Source organism: Orlajensenia flava (assembly GCF_004801905.1).
Taxonomy (GTDB): Bacteria; Actinomycetota; Actinomycetes; order Actinomycetales; family Microbacteriaceae; genus Orlajensenia; species Orlajensenia flava.
The window spans coordinates 1-17,871 of sequence record NZ_SSSN01000009.1; the positions used below are offsets into that span (position 1 = coordinate 1).

The 17,871-nt window shown below is 68.8% G+C and carries 21 protein-coding genes and 1 pseudogene; 11 read left to right on the forward strand and 11 right to left on the reverse strand.

What is annotated here, in order from left to right; translation table 11 throughout:
• Positions 1–632, forward strand: a 632-nt coding sequence (locus tag E6C70_RS11675; protein ID WP_136424735.1) for a glutamine amidotransferase-related protein, incomplete at its 5' end; no start/stop codon positions are given.
• 9 nt (positions 633–641) lie between these two features.
• Here E6C70_RS11675 and tadA read toward each other — a convergent pair.
• Complete coding sequence (tadA, locus tag E6C70_RS11680) at positions 642–1,103, reverse strand: tRNA adenosine(34) deaminase TadA (RefSeq protein WP_207670118.1); 462 nt, start codon at positions 1,101–1,103, stop codon at positions 642–644.
• A gap of 34 nt (positions 1,104–1,137) precedes the next feature.
• On the opposite strand from tadA, the gene upp reads away from it, so the two are divergent.
• Positions 1,138–1,770: a uracil phosphoribosyltransferase gene (gene upp / locus E6C70_RS11685; protein WP_136424736.1), complete on the forward strand. Its 633-nt coding sequence runs from the start codon at positions 1,138–1,140 to the stop codon at positions 1,768–1,770.
• A 496-nt stretch (positions 1,771–2,266) separates the two neighbouring features.
• Positions 2,267–3,004 carry a winged helix-turn-helix domain-containing protein gene (locus tag E6C70_RS11690; protein ID WP_136424737.1) on the forward strand — a complete coding sequence of 246 codons (738 nt, stop codon included), beginning with the start codon at positions 2,267–2,269 and terminating at the stop codon, positions 3,002–3,004.
• A 358-nt stretch (positions 3,005–3,362) separates the two neighbouring features.
• Here the strand turns inward: E6C70_RS11690 and E6C70_RS17090 are convergent, their stop codons facing one another.
• The gene (locus E6C70_RS17090) at positions 3,363–5,507 is read right to left on the reverse strand and encodes a cation:proton antiporter (protein ID WP_235833421.1); all 2,145 of its coding nucleotides are present in this window, start codon (positions 5,505–5,507) and stop codon (positions 3,363–3,365) included.
• Between the two features lie 34 nt (positions 5,508–5,541).
• Complete coding sequence (locus tag E6C70_RS16730; protein ID WP_168770939.1) at positions 5,542–6,042, reverse strand: MarR family transcriptional regulator; 501 nt, start codon at positions 6,040–6,042, stop codon at positions 5,542–5,544.
• Positions 6,043–6,126: 84 nt separating this feature from the next.
• Here E6C70_RS16730 and E6C70_RS16735 point away from each other — a divergent pair, with 84 nt between their 5' ends.
• Both E6C70_RS16735 and E6C70_RS11710 read left to right on the forward strand, forming a co-directional pair.
• Entirely contained in the window at positions 6,127–6,294 is a 168-nt protein-coding gene (locus E6C70_RS16735; protein WP_168770940.1) for a hypothetical protein, read from the forward strand.
• The gene (locus tag E6C70_RS11710; RefSeq protein WP_136424739.1) at positions 6,291–7,943 is read left to right on the forward strand and encodes a DHA2 family efflux MFS transporter permease subunit; all 1,653 of its coding nucleotides are present in this window, start codon (positions 6,291–6,293) and stop codon (positions 7,941–7,943) included. Before E6C70_RS16735 ends, E6C70_RS11710 begins: the two co-directional genes overlap by 4 nt.
• Before the next feature lie 216 nt (positions 7,944–8,159).
• Here the strand turns inward: E6C70_RS11710 and E6C70_RS11715 are convergent, their stop codons facing one another.
• From E6C70_RS11715 to E6C70_RS11725, 3 genes are all read right to left on the reverse strand, one after another.
• Positions 8,160–8,459, reverse strand: coding sequence for a metal-sensitive transcriptional regulator (locus E6C70_RS11715; RefSeq protein ID WP_136424740.1), 300 nt, complete (start codon positions 8,457–8,459; stop codon positions 8,160–8,162).
• Positions 8,460–8,500: 41 nt separating this feature from the next.
• The gene (locus E6C70_RS11720) at positions 8,501–10,591 is read right to left on the reverse strand and encodes a copper-translocating P-type ATPase (protein WP_136424741.1); all 2,091 of its coding nucleotides are present in this window, start codon (positions 10,589–10,591) and stop codon (positions 8,501–8,503) included.
• A gap of 129 nt (positions 10,592–10,720) precedes the next feature.
• Positions 10,721–11,329, reverse strand: coding sequence for a TetR/AcrR family transcriptional regulator (locus E6C70_RS11725; protein ID WP_235833422.1), 609 nt, complete (start codon positions 11,327–11,329; stop codon positions 10,721–10,723).
• A gap of 83 nt (positions 11,330–11,412) precedes the next feature.
• Between E6C70_RS11725 and E6C70_RS11730 the strand changes: the two genes are divergently transcribed.
• On the forward strand, positions 11,413–12,348 hold the full coding sequence (locus E6C70_RS11730; RefSeq protein ID WP_136424742.1) for an aldo/keto reductase: 936 nt from the start codon (positions 11,413–11,415) through the stop codon (positions 12,346–12,348).
• Between the two features lie 15 nt (positions 12,349–12,363).
• Entirely contained in the window at positions 12,364–12,684 is a 321-nt protein-coding gene (locus tag E6C70_RS11735; RefSeq protein ID WP_136424743.1) for a DUF2316 family protein, read from the forward strand.
• Between the two features lie 28 nt (positions 12,685–12,712).
• Here the strand turns inward: E6C70_RS11735 and E6C70_RS11740 are convergent, their stop codons facing one another.
• Together E6C70_RS11740 and E6C70_RS11745 are read right to left on the reverse strand one after the other, a co-directional pair.
• Positions 12,713–13,009, reverse strand: coding sequence for a hypothetical protein (locus E6C70_RS11740; protein WP_136424744.1), 297 nt, complete (start codon positions 13,007–13,009; stop codon positions 12,713–12,715).
• 57 nt (positions 13,010–13,066) lie between these two features.
• Positions 13,067–13,294 (reverse strand): VOC family protein, encoded by a 228-nt coding sequence (locus tag E6C70_RS11745; RefSeq protein ID WP_136424745.1) that lies wholly within the window; start codon positions 13,292–13,294, stop codon positions 13,067–13,069.
• 117 nt (positions 13,295–13,411) lie between these two features.
• Here E6C70_RS11745 and E6C70_RS11750 point away from each other — a divergent pair, with 117 nt between their 5' ends.
• Together E6C70_RS11750 and E6C70_RS11755 are read left to right on the forward strand one after the other, a co-directional pair.
• Positions 13,412–13,864: a hypothetical protein gene (locus tag E6C70_RS11750; RefSeq protein ID WP_136424746.1), complete on the forward strand. Its 453-nt coding sequence runs from the start codon at positions 13,412–13,414 to the stop codon at positions 13,862–13,864.
• A 48-nt stretch (positions 13,865–13,912) separates the two neighbouring features.
• Positions 13,913–14,572 (forward strand): dihydrofolate reductase family protein, encoded by a 660-nt coding sequence (locus E6C70_RS11755; RefSeq protein WP_136424747.1) that lies wholly within the window; start codon positions 13,913–13,915, stop codon positions 14,570–14,572.
• On the opposite strand, the gene E6C70_RS11760 is transcribed toward E6C70_RS11755, so the two are convergent.
• Positions 14,550–15,599, reverse strand: coding sequence for a helix-turn-helix transcriptional regulator (locus E6C70_RS11760; protein ID WP_136424748.1), 1,050 nt, complete (start codon positions 15,597–15,599; stop codon positions 14,550–14,552). The genes E6C70_RS11755 and E6C70_RS11760 overlap by 23 nt on opposite strands.
• A 101-nt stretch (positions 15,600–15,700) precedes the next feature.
• Here E6C70_RS11760 and E6C70_RS11765 point away from each other — a divergent pair, with 101 nt between their 5' ends.
• Positions 15,701–16,168, forward strand: coding sequence for a VOC family protein (locus E6C70_RS11765; protein ID WP_136424749.1), 468 nt, complete (start codon positions 15,701–15,703; stop codon positions 16,166–16,168).
• An 89-nt stretch (positions 16,169–16,257) separates the two neighbouring features.
• On the opposite strand, the pseudogene E6C70_RS11770 reads toward E6C70_RS11765, so the two are convergent.
• Positions 16,258–16,646, reverse strand: a pseudogene (locus E6C70_RS11770) (VOC family protein).
• On the reverse strand, positions 16,643–16,960 hold the full coding sequence (locus tag E6C70_RS11775; RefSeq protein ID WP_235833423.1) for an ArsR/SmtB family transcription factor: 318 nt from the start codon (positions 16,958–16,960) through the stop codon (positions 16,643–16,645). Before E6C70_RS11775 ends, E6C70_RS11770 begins: the two are co-directional and overlap by 4 nt.
• Before the next feature lie 297 nt (positions 16,961–17,257).
• Here E6C70_RS11775 and E6C70_RS11780 point away from each other — a divergent pair, with 297 nt between their 5' ends.
• Entirely contained in the window at positions 17,258–17,692 is a 435-nt protein-coding gene (locus E6C70_RS11780) for a MarR family winged helix-turn-helix transcriptional regulator (RefSeq protein WP_136424750.1), read from the forward strand.
• Positions 17,693–17,871: the final 179 nt, after the last annotated feature.

A 17,871-nucleotide genomic window follows, 5' to 3' on the forward strand; every position in this document is an offset into this window, starting at 1 on the left:
ACACCCCGACTGCTGACCTCGCCGGCATCGACCCGGCGGCAGCCGACCTCCTCGTCGTGCTCGGCGGCGAGGAGGGTGCGTACGAGGGCGCGGACTTCCCTTACATCGCCGTCGAGATCGACCTGTTGCGCGCCCGCATCGACGCGGAGGCGCCCATCTTCGGCGTCTGCCTCGGCGCACAACTGCTCGCCGCATCGCTCGGCGCATCCGTCTATCGCGGGCCCCGCAAGGAGGTCGGCTACCTCGACGTGACGCCGACGGATGCCGGAGCCGACTCTCCCTTGCGTCACCTGTCCGGCGTGCCCGTCATGCAGTGGCACGGGGACACCTTCGACCTGCCGGAGGGCGTCACACGGCTGGCGACCTCGCCGCAATACGAGAACCAGGCCTTCGGCATCGACGACTGGCTGCTGGCCGTACAGTTCCACCCCGAGGTCACGAGTGCGATGCACGATGAGTGGGTCGGGTTGTGGAGCGACGAGCTGCCCGAGTACGGACAGGACGCCGAGAGCATGGCCCGCGATCGCGATCAATACTCCGCGGCGATGCAGGACGCGTCCCGCGCACTCCTCGGCGACTACCTCGCCGGACTGCGCTCGCGGCGCTCGACGGGTGCCGTCCGCTACCTCTAGTTCCGCGGATCAGCGGCGCTGCTCGAAGAAGTCCAGCAGCAGCGCTGCGCACTCCTCGGCCCGAACGCCCGCGTGGACCTCGACACGATGGTTGAGCCGTCGATCGCGCAGTACGTCGTAGACCGAACCTGCGGCGCCAGCCTTCTCGTCCCACGCCCCGAACACCACGATGGGCAGGCGAGCGGCGAGGATGGCGCCCGCGCACATCACGCACGGCTCGAGGGTGACCGTGAGCGTGCATCCGTTCAGCTGCCAGTCTCCCAGGGACTCGGCGGCGGCGCGGATGGCGAGCACCTCGGCGTGTGCCGTCGGGTCGTGCCGCAGTTCACGCTCGTTGCGACCGACGCCGATGATTCGGCCCGCGGCATCCGTCACGACGGCCCCGACCGGCACGTCCCCGGTGGCCGTTGCAGCGCGGGCCTCGGCGAGGGCTGCGGTCATCCGCTCGTCGTGGTCGCCGGAGGTCGCCATGCTCGCCGCACCTCCTAGAACCTAGGATGAGCCTATGCGAGTACACGTTGCCGACCACCCGCTGATCACTCACAAGCTCACGGTGCTGCGCGACAAGAACACGCCGTCACCGGTCTTCCGCGCCCTGGTCGGCGAGTTGATGACCCTGCTCGCCTACGAGGCCACCCGCGACGTCCGCGTCGAACCGCACGCCATCGAGACGCCGGTCGCTCCCACGACGGGCGTGCGCATCAGCGAGCCTCGGCCGCTCATCGTGCCGATCCTGCGCGCGGGCCTCGGCATGCTCGAGGGCATGGTCACCCTGCTCCCGACCGCCGAGGTGGGTTTCCTCGGCATGGCGCGGAACGAGGTGACACTCGAGCCGACGACCTACGCCGAACGCCTGCCCGACGACCTGTCCGACCGCCAGTGCTTCGTGCTCGACCCGATGCTCGCGACCGGCGGATCTCTGACGGCCGCCATCCAGTTCCTCTTCGCCCGCGGCGCTCAGGATGTCACCGCCATCTGCATCCTCGCTGCACCGGAGGGCCTGGCCGCCATCGAGAAGACGCTCGACGGTCATGACGTCACCATCGTGCTCGGCGCCCTCGACGACCACCTCAACGAGAACGGCTACATCATCCCGGGACTCGGTGACGCCGGCGATCGGCTGTACGGACTCGTCTGAGCCTCGCGCGCGCAGCTTCTTCATGCGGTGACGCGCCGGCGGTGTGGAACTTCACGGATATCCGATGAAATGCCTTTCGGTCGAACAATTATCGATTGATTGGCGATCGACGACGGAATGTGTGGCGAATCACGCCCTGATCGAACGTCATACGGCGTCATCGGCGTCATGCGACGACGCCGGATTGACACACGCCGTCACAGTGGATTTACTAACCGACATGACGACCAGCGCGCTCCCCTCGACCTCTCCTGAGGCCCAGAGGCCTGCCGGCATGATGATGCCCGGCATGGCGCATCCGTGTTGTCGAATGTGCCGCTGACCGACGAACTCCCGCCGAGCAGCCGACGCAGGGCCCGCATCCCGGCCCGTGCGGCACTCCCGGATCAGCTGATCCGCACCGGCTCACGCCGAACCTCTCGAACCGCTCTTCGCGATCCCCTCAGCGACGGTTCCGCTTCATCATCTGCCAGCATCATCACCTGAAGGACTCATCATGTCGATCGCCCAGCTCTCCCCCGCCGCCATCCGTCGCGCCGATCTCGCCGAGGTGGCCGCCCCTTCGTCGATCGGCACTCCGACCCCGGCCACCGCGCCCGCCCCGCGCATCCGTGCCGTGCCAGAGGGCACCGAGGCCCGCGGCTTCGTCCTCTACGTCGGATTCGACGAGGCCAAAGCCGCCGCCGCCGGCACGTCGCTGCACCGCGTCGTGGAAGCGCTGAAGGCGTTGGCGGAGGAGGTCGCACCCGGCTCCCAGACCTACGCCGCCGTCGCCCTCGCCCCCGAGGGAGCCGGCGGACGCGACGTGGACGTCGTCCGGCTCGCGCTGCAGGACCCGTCCGCGCTGGCCAAGCACCGACAGGCGACCGAGACGACGGATGACGCCGACCGCCACCCCGCCGGCGTGATCGTCGACATCAGCCGCAAGCGCGTGCTGCTCGACGGCGACTCGGCCGGGCTCACCTACAAGGAGTTCGAGCTGCTGCAATACCTCGTGCTGCGCGAGGGCCGCACCATCGAGCGCGCCGAGCTGATCTCGTCGCTGTGGGACGCCGCAGACGAGGACGACGTGCCGAACGAGCGCACGATCGACGTGCACGTGCGCCGTCTGCGCGCGAAGCTCGGCGCATACGAGGACATCGTGCGGACTGTGCGCGGCGTCGGCTACCGGTTCGACCGTCACGCGGACGTGTCCATCCGCCAGGCCTCCACCCCCAGCCCCGACCGGTTCTGAGGCCGGTTCTGGGGCGTGCGGGTTCGGGCTCGGGCTCCGCTGGGGCTCCGGCTCGGGTTCGACTGCTGGGGCTTGGGCTTGGGCGCGAGCTTGAGCTCGGGCTCCGCTGGTGCTCGGGCTCCGGCTCGGGTTCGGGTTCGGGTTCGGATGCTGGGGCTTGGGCTCGCGCGCGAGCCTGAGCTCGGGCTCGGGCTTGGGCTTGGGCTCTCCTATCCGACTCGGCACTATGGACGCGCATTCAGGCAATCGGACGCGGGTCAGGCGAGAATCCACGATTTTCGGCCTGACTGCGCGACGTTCGCCTGAATCTGCGTGGCTCGCGCGGCCGGAGTCGAGCGTGCACGTGGGTCGACGTGCATCACGCGTCGACGGATCGCACCTCGATGCTGATCTGGTCGGCGTCCAACGACTCGAGTGCCCATGACAGCGCCCCCGACGAGTAGGTGCCGGCCTTCTGCAACTCCAGCAGCCGCGATCGCTGCGCCTCGATCATGAGCAATCGCGCCACCCGGAACTTCTCGAAGTCGACGGATGGCGTGGGCACGTCGCCGTCACCGCCTTCGCCCCCCTCCCCGCCGGTCACCACCTCACTGCCCTCGCCGCCCACCTCGCTGCTGCCTTCGTCGCCGACCGCACCATTGCGGACGTCGTCACCTCGTCCGTCACCGCCCTCGCTGCCGTCACCGCCCTCGCTGCGCCCGCCTTTGCTGCGCTTGCCGACTTCAGAGCCGGCTTCCTTGCCACTGTCGCCGACCACCCTGCTGTCCGCATCGCCCCCGTCGCCGCCCGCACCGCTCTGGCCGCCGTCGCCGCCGCCGTCGGCGCTGCTCTCGCCCTGACCCACGATGAGCCGTCCCTCCCGCCGCAGGTCGATGCCGCTGTCGTCGAGCGCGGCCTTGGCGGCGACCCGCAGCTCGTCGGAGAGCCGCTGGCGTTCCTCGATGTTGGTGCGCACGCCGGTGAGCCCGAGCTTCGTTGCGACGTAGCCGAGCGTTCCCCCTTGAATGAGGAGCGATGCGGCGGCGACCAGGAAGGCGATGAGGACGAGCAGGGAACGCGACGGAGTGTCTGCCGGGAGCGTCTGGGCGGCCGCCAACGTCACGACACCACGCATGCCCGCCCACACGACGACGCTGCCCTCGCGCCACCCGAGCGGCTCCCCTTGCAGGTAGGCGACGTCTGCCACGTACCGCACGGCGCGCTGCTGGAAGCGCAGGACATCCTCCGGTTTGACGGTGCGACGCATCCGCTTGTCCTGAGCCTGGATCGACTCCGGCGATCCCGGCGCCAGCGGCCTGCCCGCACGACGCTCGGCCCGGGTCGGGCGCTCGCGGAGCGCTGAGGCACCGGCATCCGTCTGCGAGGAATTCGTCCTGTCGCCGGCCACCCCGGCAGCCCCGCTCGGCGATGCGACGATCGCGCGTGGCTCATCCGTCGACTGGGCAGCGACGAGGCCGTTCAAGCGGGTCTGGATGGAGGCGAGCCCTTCCTTGCGCTCGGCCTTGCGCTCGGCTGACCGCCGCAGACCGCGCAACAGAGGGAACACGTAAGCCGCGCGCACCGCCACCGTGACGACCAGCGCGGCGAGGGCGATGCCCGCGGCTACGCCCAGTCCGGCTCCGCCGTCGTTCTGCACGTCGCCGAGGATGACGGAGAGCTCCAGACCCATGACCAGGAAGACGGCGCCCTCGAGCAGCAGTTCGACGAGGCGCCAGTTCTGGGAGTCCGAGAGCCGATGGGTGGGCGAGAGCCACTTGGCCGCCCCGCTGCCGGTGATGAGCCCGGCGGTCACCGCGGCGACGAGGCCGGATGCCCCCAGGTACTCGGCGGGGATCGCTGCGATGAAGGGGACGGTGAACGAGATGGCCGTGTTGACGGCGGATTCCCGCACCTTGGAGCGCAGGCGCAGATTCAGCCAGCCGACCACCAGCCCGATCGCCACGGCAACGGCGACGGAGTAGAGGAAGGTGCCGATGACACCCCAGAACGAGACGGCCGCGGCGGTCGCGACGATGGCGGTGCGCAGGAGCACGAGCGCTGTGGCGTCGTTCAGCAGGCTCTCGCCCTCGAGCACGGCAACGATGCGCGGAGAGACGCCGAGTCGCTTGACGATGGTCGTCGCCACGGCATCCGTCGGGCTCACGATGGCGCCTAGGGCGATGCCACCCGCCAGCCCGAGACCGGGAATCAGCCACCAGAACAGCAGGCCGAGCACCGCGGAGGTGAGCACCACGAGCACGACGGATAGCCCCGCTATCGCGCCGAAGTCGCGCCGGAAGTCCATCGTCGGCATGGACACCGCCGCCGAGTAGAGCAGCGGAGGCAGCACTCCGGCGAGGATCCACTCCGGTTCGATGGGCACGTCCGGAGTGAACGGCAGGAGGCTGATGCCGGTGCCCAGCACTACGAGCAGCAGCGGCGTGGCGACCCGCATGCGAGTGGATACCTGCGACGCCGCGACGATCGCGAGCACTCCGAGCACGCCGATGATCAGCCAGTCCATGGGTTCCCCTCTCGGCGGGCGTTCGCCCGGCGTGTCACTCGGTCGCTTCGCCTCCGCGCAGGCGATCGGCGTGAGCCGACATCCCGTCCGCCGCCTTGTCCAGGTAGCCCAGAATCAGGTCGAGCTGCTCGGGCGTGTACTGCCTCATCAGATCGGTCGTGACCTCGCCGAGCGGCCGGAAGAATCCCTCCGCCATGCGCATGGCGTGGTCGGCGTAGTGCAGGTGCACGCGGCGGCGGTCCACCGCGTCGCGCCGGCGCTCGAGGTGGCCGGCCTTCTCGAGCCGGTCGATCAGACCTGTCGTGGCCGCCGAGCTGAGGTGCACCGCGGCCCCCAGCTGGCCGGGGGTGAGCGGCGAGCCCGCCTGCTCGGCGTTCATCACCGCGAGCAGCGCCTCGAGGTCGACGCGGTGCAGGCTGTTCGCCGCGGCGAACTGGCTCGAGACCTCCTCGGTGGCGGAGTGCAGCCGCTGGTGGGCGCGCGTCACGCGACGGAGGTAGGACTCCTCCGTGTACCCCGCATCCGACGCGACCACAACCCCATTGTGGCGGACGAACGCCGTCGAATAAACTCTCGGTGTCCGAGAGATATCACTGCAGAGATAAAAGGAGTTCCGCGGATGGCGTCCGAGACCGCAGAGCCGAGCCCGATGCGCGAGGCCGACGTTCCCACATTCGCCGAGGAATCGGCGCGCGCGGACCGCGTCGTCGAGCGGGCGTTCACCCAGCGCGAGCCCGCCGATCGCGCGGTGATCGCGGCATTCCTGCGCGACGTCCTCGACGCATGAGCGCCGAGCAGTCCGGGGCGCCTGCCCGGCCCGAGCAACCGACATCCGATCGACGTCGCTGGCTCGGCCTCGTCGTCATCAGCGTCGCGGTGGCACTCATCATCGTCGACTCCACCATCGTCAACGTCGCGATCCCGTCGATCATCGACGACCTCGGCATCACCTCCACCCAGGTGCAGTGGGTGCAGGAGAGCTACACCCTCGTGTTCGCCGCGCTGCTGCTGGTGTTCGGCACCCTCGCCGACCGGTTCGGACGACGACGGATGCTGCTGATCGGCGTGAGCATCTTCGCGCTGTCGAGCATCGCGGCCGCGCTGGCTCCGACCGGCGACTTCCTCATCGGCTCGCGCGTCATCCAGGGCGTCGGCGGAGCCATGATCCTGCCGACCACTCTCTCGATCATCAACGCCACCTTCCGCGGTCGGGAGCGCGGCATCGCGTTCGCCGTGTGGGGGTCGACGATCGGCGGCATGGCGGCCGTCGGCCCACTGCTCGGCGGCTGGTTGACCACCGACTTCTCGTGGCGGTGGGCGTTCGGCATCAACGTGCCGCTCGGCATCATCATCGTCGTCGGCATCCTCTTCGCGGTGCGCGAGTCCCGCGCGGCGAATGCGGCGAGGGTCGACGGCGTCGGTGCGATCTTCTCGGTCATCATGTCGGCGAGTCTGGTCTTCGGCCTGATCGAGGGCCGAACCTACGGCTGGTGGCTGGTCGACAAGCCGTTCACGATCGACGACTGGACCTGGCCGTTCGCTGTATCGGTGATCCCGTTCGCCTTCGCCGTCGCTGCTCTCGGTGTCGTCGCGTTCGTCGCGTGGGGACTGCACCGCCAGCGTCAGGGTCGCAGCACGATGCTCGCGTTCTCGCTGTTCCGCATCGCGTCGTTCCGCAACGGCAACATCGCCGCGATGATCGTCTCCCTCGGCGAGTTCGGCATCATCCTGTCGCTGCCGCTGTGGCTGCAGAACGTGCTCGGGTACGACGCCCTGCAGACCGGGTTCGTGCTGCTCGCCCTCGCGATCGGCTCGTTCGTGGCGAGTGGAGCGGCGGCGGGCTTCGGCAACCGGATCGCAGCCGTGTGGATCGTGCGTGCCGGCATCCTGTTCGAGATCATCGGCCTCGTCGCGATCGCCCTGGTGATCTCGACGGACACCCCGTGGTGGCAGCTCGTGATCGGGCTGTTCGTCTACGGCTTCGGGGTGGGCCTCGCCACAGCGCAGCTGACCGGCGTGGTGCTTGCGGACGTGCCCGTGGAGCAGAGCGGCGCGGCATCCGGCACGCAGAGCACCGCGCGGCAGTTCGGCTCGGCGCTCGGCATCGCCGTGCTGGGCACCGTGCTGTTCACGTCGCTCGGTGGCGGGCTCGACTCGAGGCTCGAGGGATCGGTTCCGGATGCGACCCGCGCGAAGGTGGTCGACCTCGTCGTCGACAGTGCGGGCGCCGCCATCCCAGCCCTCGAGAAGCAGTCACCGGCCGCAGCGACAGCAGCGCGCGAGGCGTTCAGCGATGCGACCCGCTACGCGGCATTCTCGGCCGCCGGCTTCCTGACGCTCGGCCTCCTCACAACGCTCTCGCTCGTGACAGGGCGAGTCCGCGAGGATGACGACGCGGTGACGGATGCCGCTGCCGCGCCGCCCGTCGCCGCCTGAGTCCGGGCATCCGCCCACCCCGTCAACGGAGACTTTCACCCGCACAATTCAGGACTGGAGAGCGTGTCGCGCTTCGTCCACCGGGCGCGGCACCGTGCGACGCACCTCCGATCCTGAATAGTGCGCCGGCCGGAGGGATCGAATCGGGGCGGGTCGGCCTTTGCGCGGGCGCTCGAGGGTCGCGCGCGTCAAGAACGCAAGAGTGGCAGGCGCTCGTCAGGAGCGCACGAGACGGGCGATGGCGGCCGAGGCCTCGGCGATCTTCTCGTCCGCGGCATCCCCACCGACGACCACCGCGTCGGCAACGCAGTGCTTGAGATGGTCGTCCATGAGGCCCAGCGCGACGTTCTGCAGCGCCGAGGTGATCGCCGAGATCTGGGTGAGGATGTCGATGCAATACTGCTCCTCGTCGACCATGCGGTGGATGCCGCGGGCCTGACCCTCGATGCGCTTGAGGCGCGCGAGGTAGCGATCCTTGTCGCTGATGTAGCCGTGAGCGGCTGAGGTGTGGTCCATGTGTGTGTCGTCCTGTCAAAGATGCGTGGGGGTGATGCGGGTCAGCGGGAGGCGCGCGCGAGTTCGCGGTCGGAGGCGGGGGTGGAGCTGCGAGCGGATGCCGAGTGCCCCAGCGCGCGGCGGACGCTCGCTTCGGGACTCACGTCGAGTCGGCGCAGCAGCTGAGCGTTGAGCGCGACGACGATGGTCGACAACGACATCAGGATCGCGCCGACCGACATCGGCAGCACGAACCCGATGGGCGCGAGCACCCCGGCAGCGAGAGGGACGGACAGCAGGTTGTAACCGGCCGCCCACCAGAGGTTCTGCGTCATCTTGCGGTAGGTCGCTCGGGAGAGATCGATCACTGACACCACCGAGCGCGGATCGTCGCCGGCGAGGATGACGCCTGCCGAAGCGATGGCGACATCCGTTCCCGCTCCGATCGCGATGCCGACGTCGGCCTGCGCGAGTGCTGGGGCATCGTTCACGCCGTCCCCCACCATCGCCACCCGGCGGCCCTCGGCCTGCAGGGTGCGAACGGCGTGGGCCTTATCCTCTGGGCGGACGCCAGCGAAGTAGCGGTCGATGCCGAGCTCGGCGGCGACCGCCGCTGCAACCGCTTCGGCGTCCCCCGTGATCATGACGACCTGCACGTGCAGTGCGCGGAGGGCGTCCACCGCCTCGCGCGACTCGGGCCGGACGGTGTCGGAGAGGCGCAGGCTCCCCAGGACGGTGCCATCCGCCACGACATGCAGGACGGTCGAGGCGTCGGCATCCGGGTCGGATATGGCTGACACGCCCTCCTCCTCGAGGAGGCGGGGGCCGCCCACCCTGATGCGCCGACCGTCGACCGTCGCGGTCACACCGACGGCGGGTGACGACGCGAAGTCGGATGCCGAAGCGACCACCAGGCCTCGGTCGTGCGCGGCACTGACGATGGCTCGCGCGAGCGGATGTTCGGAGTCGCTCTCGGCCGCGGCGGCCAAGGCGAGCAGCTGGTCGTCATCCGTCCCGGGCGCGGAGTGAATGCCGACGACCTGGGGCCGACCGGTCGTGAGGGTGCCGGTCTTGTCGAACAGCACCGTGTCGACGGTGCGCATGCCCTCGAGCGCGAGACGGTCCTTGACGAGCACCCCGCCCTTCGCCGCGCGTTCGGTGGCGATGGACACCACGAGCGGGATGGCCAGGCCGAGCGCGTGCGGGCACGCGATGACCAGAACCGTGATGGTGCGCACGACGGCTTCGTCGGGCAAGCCGATGAGCGTCCACACGATCGCCGTGAGGATGCCGGCTCCCAACGCGAACCAGAACAGCCATCCGGCCGCGCGGTCGGCGATGCGCTGCGCACGCGACGACGAATTCTGCGCCTCGGCGACGAGCCGGCTGATGCCGGCGAGCGCGGTGTCGTCGCCCACCGCGGAGATGCGGATGCGCAACCCGGAGTCGGTCGCCACGGTCCCCGCGACCACTGCGTCACCCTCGGAACGACGGACGGTGCGCGACTCCCCCGTGATCATCGACTCGTCCATGCTCGCAGCGCCGGACACGACCGCGCCGTCGGCCGGCACCCGACCACCTGGACGTACCACGACGACATCGCCGATGCGAAGGTCGGCCGGAGCGACCGTCACCGTGGAATCGCCTTCGACGCGTTCGGCCTCATCGGGCAGGAGGGCCGCGAGCGAGTCGAGGGCCGAGGTGGTCTGCGCAAGAGCGCGCATCTCGATCCAGTGACCGAGCAGCATGATGACGATCAACAGCGCGAGCTCCCACCAGAAGTCGAGCTGGTGGTCGAGGAGGCCGAGGCTCGCCCCGAGGGAGGCGAAGTAGGCGACCGTGATGGCGAGGGCGATGAGCAGCATCATCCCCGGTTGACGGGCGCGCAGCTCGGTGACGGCACCGGTCAGGAACGGCTTGCCGCCCCAGACGTACATGAGCGTGCCGAGCAGCGGAGACACCCAGGCGACCCACCCCTGGGCAGGCAGCGAGTATCCGAGCAGCATCGCGAACATGGCCGAGAATCCGATGACCGGCACGGCGATGACGAGCATGATCCAGAACAGGCGCCGGAACTGGGCGACGTGGTCGCCGTGCCCGGCATGGCCGGAGTGGCCGTGCTGATCATCGTGGTGCTGGTGCTCGTGACTCATGTCGACCTCCATACCCCCGGTGGGTATCATCCCTCCACTATACCCCCGGGTGGTACGGCATCATCGGGTCGGCGACGCCGGAATCCCGACTGGCACGCCGTTGTCCGCGCCGATGAGCCCTGGCCGCCCTCACGCCGCGCGCACCGCGTCGAGAATCAGGTCGAGCAGACGTGCCATCTGCTCGTCGTCGTCGTTGCGCGCCGTCGAGAGGAAGACGCCGAGCACGAGAGTCGTGACGTCGTCCGCCAGCACGTCCGAGCGAAGCGTGCCCGCACGCACTCCGGCCTCGAGGATGGCGGCGATGGCGGCTGTGACCCGCTCGCGGGTGGTGGGGGTCGCCATCCGTCCCGACGCCCATCCGGCGCGGAGGGTGTCGATCATTCCCCGCTTGTGCTCCGCGAAACGGGCGTACCCGTCGAGCCACGCGCGCAGCGCGACATCGGGCGGGAGGGTCGCCAACAGCGTCGGGGCGCTCGACGTCACCTCGTCCAGCTCGGCGGCGTAGACCGCCTCGACGAGCGCCTCACGGGTGGGGAAATGCCGGTAGAGCGTGCCGATGCCCACGCCCGCGTCGCGCGCGATGACCTCGAGGGCCACGGTGTCGTCCGCGGCGGCGAATGCCGACTGCGCGGCCGCGACGAGCCTGTCGCGGTTGCGCTGCGCATCCGCTCGGAGAGGGCGGGCGTCGGGCTCCGGTGCCCCGGCCGCCTCGGCGAGTACGGGATTCAGCGAACTCAAAGCGGAGGCACCTCCACTTAGTGCTATCGTGGCTAACGGAGGGACCTCCGGATCTTCCCATCATCTCATACGGAGGAGAGAACATGACCGCTGACACCCGCTCAGAAGACGTCACCGCAGTTGGTGCTCCCCGACCCGGCGGAGCTGGACGGATCGGCGACCGCATCGTCTCGCGCATCGGCTACGGGGCCATGCAGCTGGAGCGGCTGCGCGACGACCGTCCCGCCGCGGTGGCACTCCTCCGTCGTGCCGTCGAGCTCGGGGTCGATCACATCGACACCGCCCAGTTCTACGGGGACGGACTGGTCAACGGCATGATCCGCGAGGCGATCCGACCGGAGGACGGCGTCACGCTCGTGAGCAAGGTCGGCGCGGAGCCCGCAGCCGGCCCCGTCCCGCTGCGTGCCGCGCAGCGCCCCGAGCAGTTGCGCGCGGGCGTGGAGGACAACCTGCGCAGCCTCGGCATCGATCAGGTGCCGGTGGTGAACCTGCGCCGCCTCGACAGCGGCCCCGGCCTGCGCGCCGAAGGCGATCAGGCCGTCGACCTCGACGACCAGCTCGCGGTCATGACCGCGATGCGCGACGAGGGCATGATCGGCGCGATCGGCCTCAGCAGCGTGACGCTCGAGGGACTGCGGAGGGCTCTTCCCGCCGGAATCGTCTGCGTTCAGAACGCGTACAGTCTCGTGTCGCGTGGCGACGAGGACATGCTGGAACTCTGCACGGCAGAGGGCATCGCCTGGGTGCCGTACTTCCCGCTCGGAAGCGCCTTCCCCGGCATCCCGAAGGTGACGGATGAGCCGGCCGTCCTCGCGGCCGCCACGTCCCTCGGCGTCACCGCGTCCCAGGTCGGCCTGGCGTGGTTGCTCCACCACGCCCCCGAGTCACTGCTCATCCCGGGAACGGCCACCATCGGTCACCTCGAGGAGAACATCGAGGTCGGCAGCCTCGTCCTCGATGCGGCGACCCTTGCCGAGCTCGATTCCGTCCCGACTCGCTCGGCCGGTTCACTCGGCTGAATTGAAAGGCACCCCATGCTCAACGCTGAAGAATGCCGCCGGACGAGTGACGAGCTCACCCGCAACCTGTCCGTGTCCGGACTGACGCCCGCGGAGGTCGCCGCCGACCTCGGGTACTCGCCACGACGCCTCGCCTCCACCCTGGCGGTCGACGGCCCGACCGACCCGGTCGACGTCTGGCAGCTGCGTGACTACCTCGAGCAGGCGGTGCGCGATGCGGGCCAGACACCCGTCCCGTTCACCGTGCTCACCGAGCGATCGCGCTCAGCCGCGGTCTCGTGGTTCCGCCTGCGTTCGGCGCCGCATCACGACTTTACCGCGGCTGGAGTGGTCTGAGGCGCAGTCGGCGCTCTGCCGGGGGCCGCTAGCGCTGGGCGGACGAACGTCGGAGACGCGCGATCAGGCCGACGACCGCGAGCGCCACGAGCGTGATGACGGATGCGATGAGGATGGCGCTCCATTGCGTTCCGGCGACGGGATCCGCCCAGTTCTCGATCTCCGGTCGCGCGGCGAATGCCGCCCGGTTGGCGCCGATCAACGTGCTCTGTGCCAGCCAGCGAACCGCGAGCCACACGCCCACGACGGCCGCGAACCCTGCGAGGCCGAAGAGGATTCCCGAGGCAGACGCGTTGCGGTCCCGCGACACGGAATTCTCACCCATGGTGCGATCGTATCCGCCTGGAAGCCGCATCGAAAGCCTCCCCGTGCCATGCGCCCGTCAAGCGTCGCCGCCTCGCACTCCGAGCGCGTACCCCGCCGTCTGCCGAACGTGTCCGGCATCGACGCCACGGGCGAAGACGGTGTCGAGGAAGAGAGTCGCACCGCTGCCCATCCGGTGCACGAACCGCTTACCGTCGGCTGAGACGGGGATGTCGAGCCCGACGAGTCGGTAGAACCGCACTACGGCTGGCATGTCGGTCACGATGATGCCGAGCAGGGATCTCAATGACTCATCCTCGTCCTGCTCCTCGGGGTTCTCGATCGATCAGGATTGGAGAAGCGCCAGGGCGTCCCGACGGATAGCGTCTAGGGAGTCGATCATCACCAGAAGAGGGAGCGAGACATGGCGGACCAGACCAAGACGCAGAAGGCGGCCGACGGGCTGTCGAAGGACGAGCGCGACGCGGTCAGGAACCGTGCAAAAGAGCTGCGCGCCGAAGCGAAAGCGGCTGGCAATCGGGCGGCCGGGGAGAAGGCGCTGCTCGAGGCCATCTCCGAGATGGCGGATCACGAGAAGGCTCTCGCCGAGGGCCTGCACGCGATCGTCACGGATGTCGCCCCGCAGCTGATGCCGAAGACCTGGTACGGGTTCCCGGCGTACGCGGACGACAATGCGAAGGTGGTGCTGTTCTTCCAGCCCGGGTCGAAGTTCAAGACCCGCTACTCCACCGTCGGCTTCAACGATGCGGCGCAACTCGACGACGGCGACCTCTGGGCGACGGCATTCGCGCTCGCGAAGTTGACCCCGGCGACCAAGAAGAGCCTCACCGACCTCGTGCGTCGCGCCGTCGGCTGACTCACCACCGCGACGGGACTGTCAGTGGTCGCCGAGTAGGCTCCTGCCATGGCCCTCGTCCGCGTGCACAACTTCTCGGTCTCCCTCGACGGCTTCGGCGCGGGCGCTGGCCAGACCCTCGACACGCCGTTCGGCCACGCAGGCATGCGACTGATGACGTGGGCGGCCGCAACACGTACGTTCCGCGCTATGGGGATGCCCGGCGAGGGCGACGGCTCCTTCGGCGTCGATGAGGCGTTCGCCGGCAACTGGGGACCGGGGATCGGCGCCGAGATCATGGGCCGCAACAAGTTCGGCCCTCAGCGAGGCGCTTGGGAGAACGAGGAGTGGAAGGGGTGGTGGGGCGATGACCCGGTGTTCCACACCCCGGTCGTGGTCCTGACGCACCACCCCCGACCCGTTCTCGAGATGGATGGCGGAACCACCTTCCACTTCGTCGACGCCGACCCCGCCACCGTCCTCGAGCAGGCCCGCGCCCTGGCCGGCGACCTCGACGTGCGCATCGGCGGCGGCGTCAGCACGGTCCGACAGTTCCTCGAAGCCGACCTGATCGACCACATGCATATCGCCCTCGTGCCGATCGTTCTCGGCCGGGGTGAACGACTCTGGGACGGACTCGAGGGACTCGAGCAGCGCTTCGACATCGAGGCGACGCCGTCGCCCTCCGGCGTCACCCACCTGATCTTCACACGTCGCCCGCGGTCGTAAGCTCTCCCGTCGTCACGCGACGGTGTTCGCGCTCGTATTGGGCCACGGTGTCCGAGTTGCGTGCGGCGAGTCGCGCGAACGCATCCGCCAGTTCAGCTGGACCGATCACGTCGATGTCGGCGTCGAATCGGTTGAGAGCTGCCGCAAGGGCCGTCCATGACCAAGAGCCGCCTTCGATGCTGCAGCGGTCGCCGCCGAGGTCCTCGACGATTCCGTCGCCGGCGAACGGCAAGACGTATGACGCAGGCCGGTGAAGGACGACCGCGCCGTAGCAGGGCCAGCTGTTCTCCTGGGTCGATCCCTTGAACCGGGCGGATACGTAGGCGGCGACGTCGCCGCCGGGGATGTCGCGTGGTGCGAAGCGGCCGCCGGTGGGGGTACGGGGTTCGATCCGGTCGGCACGGAAGATGCGCCAGTCATCTCGATCGAGGTCCCAGGCGAGGAGATACCAGCGGCCGCCGGAGTTCACCAGATGATGAGGCTCCACTCGGCGTGGCGGTCGCGGTTCTGTACGCGCGCTCTTCCCGCCGACTCCCGGCCCATCGGAGTAGTCGAACCGCAGCACCTCGGAGGCGCGGGTCGCCGCCGAGATGGCGAGGAGCACCTCCGGCGAGACAGCAAGCGTCGCAGCCTCACCGGGTCGAGCGACGATGGACGTGAACTCGAGGGCGTCGAGGCGGTGGCGAAGCCGCGAAGGCATCACCTGGCGCACGGTGGTCAGGGCGCGGAGGGCCGCCTCCTCGATGCCGGCCCCGATCACGGTCGCCGCCTGCAGTGCAACCGCCAGAGCGATGACCTGATCGTCGTCGAACAGCAGCGGCGGCAGCTCGGCGCCCGAGTCGAGCCGGTAGCCGCCATCCGGCCCCATCGTCGCCCCAATGGCGTAGCCCATCTCGCGCAACCGTTCGACGTCACGACGCACCGTGCGGCCGCTGACCGCCAGGCGTGAAGCCAGCACGCCGCCCGGCCAGTCCCTACGCGTCTGCAGGAGGGACAGCAGGGTCAGCAATCGAGAGGTCGTGGGCACTGCGCCACAGTAGGCCGACCCTAGGACAGAACCCGTCCTATACCGCTGTCAGAGTTGAACCCGTCGGGGAAAGACTCCGACAGGTTATGCGAGGAGCAGCCATGAGCATCACCACTACCACCCACCTCAACTTCCGCGGCGAAGCGCGTTCCGCCCTCGGCTTCTACCAGTCGGTCTTCGGCGGACGGACGACGATTGCGACTTACGGAGATTTCGGGATGCCCGCGGATCTTCCCGGTTCTGAGAACGTCGTCTTCGGCCAGGTCGAGGCCGCCGATGGGTTCCGGGTGATGGCCTACGACATCCCGGGGAAGCCCTCGGCTGCAGCAGAGACGGCGAGTTCCACGCGTCGCGAGAACGGCCTCACCATCACCGACCAGCCGTTCTTCGTCTCGGTCCGAGGCGAGACCCTGGACGAGGTGCGGGGCTACTGGGACGAGCTCGCTGTCGGCGCGTCGATCCTCGAACCGCTCGCCGCCTCCGCCTGGAGCGCCGGGTTCGGGATGCTCACGGATAGCTTCGGAGTCACGTGGATCCTCGACGTCGCCACCGCGCGACCGGAGAGTTGACCCGCCGTGAGGTGCGGTGGGGATCTCCGTACCGCACCCCGTCGGGACGCCTCGGCTCCGACGAGTCCGGCGGACGTGCCAATACCCGCTCAGCGGATGAACTGAGCGAGTTGCAGCAGATTGCCGCAGGTGTCGTCGAGCACGGCGATGATCACGGGCCCCATCTCGGTGGGCGGTTGAGTGAAGGTCTCGCCAAGCGCGACGAGACGCTCGTACTCGGCCTGGACGTCCTCGACTCCGAGCATGCAGAAGGGGATCCCATCGGCGATGAGCGCGTCGGTGAATCGTGCGGCAGCCGGATGACCCTTCGGCTCGAGGGAGATCTGGGTGCCATCGGGTCTCGCCGGGTCGACGACGGTCAACCATCGGTACTCGCCAGAGGGACGTCGGCGGCGACCTCGAACCCCAGCCGGTTCGTGTAGAAGTCGACGGCGCGCTGCTGGTCGTCGACGAAGATGCTGACGGTCTGAAGTTTCATGGGTGGGTCCTTCCAGAGGGCCATCGATCGGCGATCTGCTTCAAGGGGGCGGTATCGATCGTGTGGAGCTTGTAGCGCCCGCGGCGCGCGGTGTGAACGAGGTCGGCTTGCTCGAGAACCTCGAGATGCTGCGAGACGGCTTGGCGCGATGGCGTGAGGTCGTACCGCACGGCGAGCTTCGAACACAGCTCGAACAGCGTCTGCTCGTCGCGCTCGAGGAGCAGGTCGAGCAGGGCGCGGCGCGTCTCGTCGGCTATTGCCCGATACACGTCGCTCACGCGCCCAGAATAGGCAAGCAACTGCTTGCCTGTCAAGGAAAGGTCCTCAGGAAGACGGAGCGGCTATGAACGCGATGAGAATCCGAGAATTTCATCGCGGCGCACTAGCGGCCGTTACCTCATCGTTATATATTCATAGAGCGTCAGTTGTTTGCTGTGGCGGCTGACGCGGAATGTGATTGCAGGACACTCTTGGTGCAAGGGAGAGGGCCGGTCGTTAGCCTCAACGACCGGCCCTCAATCACGTTCGGACGACTTGCGTCAACCGGGCTTGGCCCGCGCGTAGGTCGGCGACTTCACCCCTAGTCTGGACTCGAAGGGGAGGTCGGGCAGATGTCGGATCGCGCGCTCGCTGTCGCAACATGGGAATCGCTGTTCCGCGCCCAGGTCGCGGTGATGCGCACCCTTGCGACCGAGTTTCCGACGCAGGAGATCTCGTTCAACGAGTACGACGTGATGTTCAACGTCAGCCGAGAGCCCGGACGCCGACTGCGACTCCGCGAGCTCAACAAGCACGTGCTTCTCACGCAGCCGAGCGTCAGCCGCTTGGTCGACCGGCTGGTCGCCCTGGGCTTCCTCGAGAAGATCGCCGACCCCGAAGACGGTCGCGGCGCCATCGTCCTGCTGACGGATGCCGGCTACACCGCCTACCGCCGCGTCGCCGTGCAGCACGCGGAGTCCATCCGGCGCCGGGTCGGGTCCGTGCTGGACTCCGACGAGATGACCCATCTCGCCCAACTCTGCGACAAGCTCCAAGCCGCCGAGTGATGCAGCGCATCCGTTAAATGACGATGGGGCGGAGACCCTACTCCCCACCCCATCGCGGCAGTCCCTCGCAGGATTGCCTCCTCGGCCGGGCTACCCGAACATGGCCCGTCGAGAGCACACCGATGACGCGTCACGTGAACGTCCGGTCGCCACGAAGGACGAAGCGCGGGCGCGGTCGA

Bases quoted from the DNA above. Each gene is read 5' to 3' on its own strand.
- E6C70_RS11690 (WP_136424737.1), top strand. From the start codon at position 2,267: ATGTCGATCGCCCAGCTCTCCCCCGCCGCCATCCGTCGCGCCGATCTC.
- E6C70_RS11780 (WP_136424750.1), top strand. From the start codon at position 17,258: ATGTCGGATCGCGCGCTCGCTGTCGCAACATGGGAATCGCTGTTCCGC.
- E6C70_RS11750 (WP_136424746.1), top strand. From the start codon at position 13,412: ATGGCGGACCAGACCAAGACGCAGAAGGCGGCCGACGGGCTGTCGAAG.
- E6C70_RS11735 (WP_136424743.1), top strand. From the start codon at position 12,364: ATGCTCAACGCTGAAGAATGCCGCCGGACGAGTGACGAGCTCACCCGC.
- upp (WP_136424736.1), top strand. From the start codon at position 1,138: ATGCGAGTACACGTTGCCGACCACCCGCTGATCACTCACAAGCTCACG.
- E6C70_RS11710 (WP_136424739.1), top strand. From the start codon at position 6,291: ATGAGCGCCGAGCAGTCCGGGGCGCCTGCCCGGCCCGAGCAACCGACA.
- E6C70_RS11715 (WP_136424740.1), bottom strand. From the start codon at position 8,459: ATGGACCACACCTCAGCCGCTCACGGCTACATCAGCGACAAGGATCGC.
- E6C70_RS17090 (WP_235833421.1), bottom strand. From the start codon at position 5,507: ATGGACTGGCTGATCATCGGCGTGCTCGGAGTGCTCGCGATCGTCGCG.
- E6C70_RS11765 (WP_136424749.1), top strand. From the start codon at position 15,701: ATGAGCATCACCACTACCACCCACCTCAACTTCCGCGGCGAAGCGCGT.
- E6C70_RS11755 (WP_136424747.1), top strand. From the start codon at position 13,913: ATGGCCCTCGTCCGCGTGCACAACTTCTCGGTCTCCCTCGACGGCTTC.
- E6C70_RS11740 (WP_136424744.1), bottom strand. From the start codon at position 13,009: ATGGGTGAGAATTCCGTGTCGCGGGACCGCAACGCGTCTGCCTCGGGA.
- E6C70_RS11730 (WP_136424742.1), top strand. From the start codon at position 11,413: ATGACCGCTGACACCCGCTCAGAAGACGTCACCGCAGTTGGTGCTCCC.
- tadA (WP_207670118.1), bottom strand. From the start codon at position 1,103: ATGGCGACCTCCGGCGACCACGACGAGCGGATGACCGCAGCCCTCGCC.
- E6C70_RS16735 (WP_168770940.1), top strand. From the start codon at position 6,127: ATGGCGTCCGAGACCGCAGAGCCGAGCCCGATGCGCGAGGCCGACGTT.
- E6C70_RS11720 (WP_136424741.1), bottom strand. From the start codon at position 10,591: ATGAGTCACGAGCACCAGCACCACGATGATCAGCACGGCCACTCCGGC.